Origin of the sequence: Chromobacterium haemolyticum DSM 19808 (assembly GCF_000711885.1) — a bacterium.
In the GTDB taxonomy this organism is placed as follows: domain Bacteria; phylum Pseudomonadota; class Gammaproteobacteria; order Burkholderiales; family Chromobacteriaceae; genus Chromobacterium; species Chromobacterium haemolyticum.
This window is the reverse complement of the sequence record NZ_JONK01000064.1, coordinates 1-1,764: the sequence shown is the minus strand read 5'-3', so window position 1 is coordinate 1,764 and position 1,764 is coordinate 1. Positions and strand designations below refer to the sequence as shown.

Sequence of the window (1,764 nt, the reverse complement as noted above, 5' to 3'; positions counted from 1 at the left end):
CAGGGCGGAGGCTTCACCCTGAACGGCGACGCGCTCGGGGAAGGCCTGGGCGGCGTGCTCGAACCAGCTGCACAGATCGGGATGGGGCGGGGCGACGGAAACCGGCGCGGGGCCCAGAGCCTGGGCGGCTTGCTCGGCGTTCAGCAGCGGCGCGGCCAGCCAATCGGCGTCGGTATCTTCGGCCAGCGACGCCAGCGCCCCTTGCAGATAGCCGGCCATATCCTCCATCTGCGGCGCGTCGAATTCCGCCTCGTCCCAGGCCAGCGTCAGTTCCAGGCCTTGGTTTCGTGGATCGCGGCTGAATTGCACCAGGCAGGGAAAGTCGGTTTCCTCGAACACTTCCACGCCTTCCACCGTTACGTCGGGCAAGCGCAGCGCCTGTCCGTAGACATGAAAGTGGATGTAGTTGAAGCCGACTTCGAAACCGCGCCTGCCGTGGTTCAGTTGCATGATGGCGGCCAGCGGCAGGCGGCGCAGCGCTTGTAAGGCCGTTTCCTCGGCAAAGACGCGGCGCGCCAGTTGCGCCCAACTGCCGGTTTGCAGTGCCACGCTCAGCGGAACGGTGTTCAGGAAGAGGCCCAGCGCGGCGGCGCTGTCTTCACGCTCGGGGCGGCTGTGGGTGACGTAGCCGGTGCTGGCGGCGGCGGAACCGGTCAGCAGCGCCAGCACGCGCAGGTGAGCGGTGAGCAATACGGTTTTGAGCGGCAGCGCCAGCCGCGCGGCGGCGGCGTCCAGCGCCATGGACAGTTCGGCCGGCAGCATGCGGCTGAGACGGCGGACGCTGCGCGGGCCGGCCGCGGCTGGCTGAGGCCTCAACCGGGGCAAGACAGAGGCTTCCAAGCCGGCCAGCCGTTGCCGCCAAGCCGCTTTCAGCTCAGGGTCGTTCTCGGCTTGTTTTTCCTGTTCGATGAACAGCGCGCTCAGCGCGCCGGACGCGTCGGCCGGGCCGGCGCTTTGCGCGTGCCGCGCCAGCCGCAGCAGGTCGGTGACCAAGGTGGCCACGCTCCAGCCGTCCAGAATCGCGTGATGGAAGCTCAGCGTCAGCCGCGCGCGGCCGGTGTCCAGCCGGAACAGCGCCAGGCGCAGCAGCGGCGGGGATTGTAGTTGGAAAGGCCGGGCTTTTTCCGCGGCAACGAAGTCGGCCAGCGCCCGGCTTTGCGCTTCGGGCGCCAGCGCGCGCAAGTCGGTGACGCTCAGCGGGATGTCGCCGTCGCGATGAATCAGCTGCAGCGGTTCCGAGTAGGCGTTCCAGTGGAAGGTGGTGCGCAGCGCGGCGTGGCGTTCCGCCAAGCGGCGAACAGCGGCGCGCCAGGCGGCTTCGTCCCAGGGCAGGCGCAGATCGAAGCTGAAGATGTCGTGGAAGATGGCGCCGTTTTGCGACAGCTCGCTGTGGAACAGCATGCCGGCCTGCAGCCGCGACATGGGCAGCGCTTCGATCACGTCGTCCGGCAAGCGCAGCCGGTCGGCGTCGGCAATCAGCGAGAAGGCTTGCCGCGCGGCGGCGCTTGCGCCGTCGTCGGCGGGCTCCGGCGTTTCGCACAGCTGGCGAATGGTGGGCCGGCTGAACAGCTGTTGCACGTTGAGGGCCAAGCCCTGGTCGCGGGCGCGGGCGACCACTTGCAGGGAGAGGATGGAATCGCCTCCCAGGGCGAAGAAATTGTCGTCGATGCCGGGTAGGGGCACGGCGAGGACGTCGGCCCAGATTTGGGCGAGCCGGCGTTCCGCGTCGGAGCGGGGTTCGACGCGCGGCGCGTCGCTGGCGGC

The 1,764-nt window shown here is 69.2% G+C and carries 1 protein-coding gene; it reads right to left on the bottom strand.

The annotated features are described in order from the left end of the window. A partial coding sequence (locus BR71_RS19705) for a condensation domain-containing protein (protein ID WP_208854916.1) occupies window positions 1–1,764 on the bottom strand: 1,764 nt, incomplete at both ends.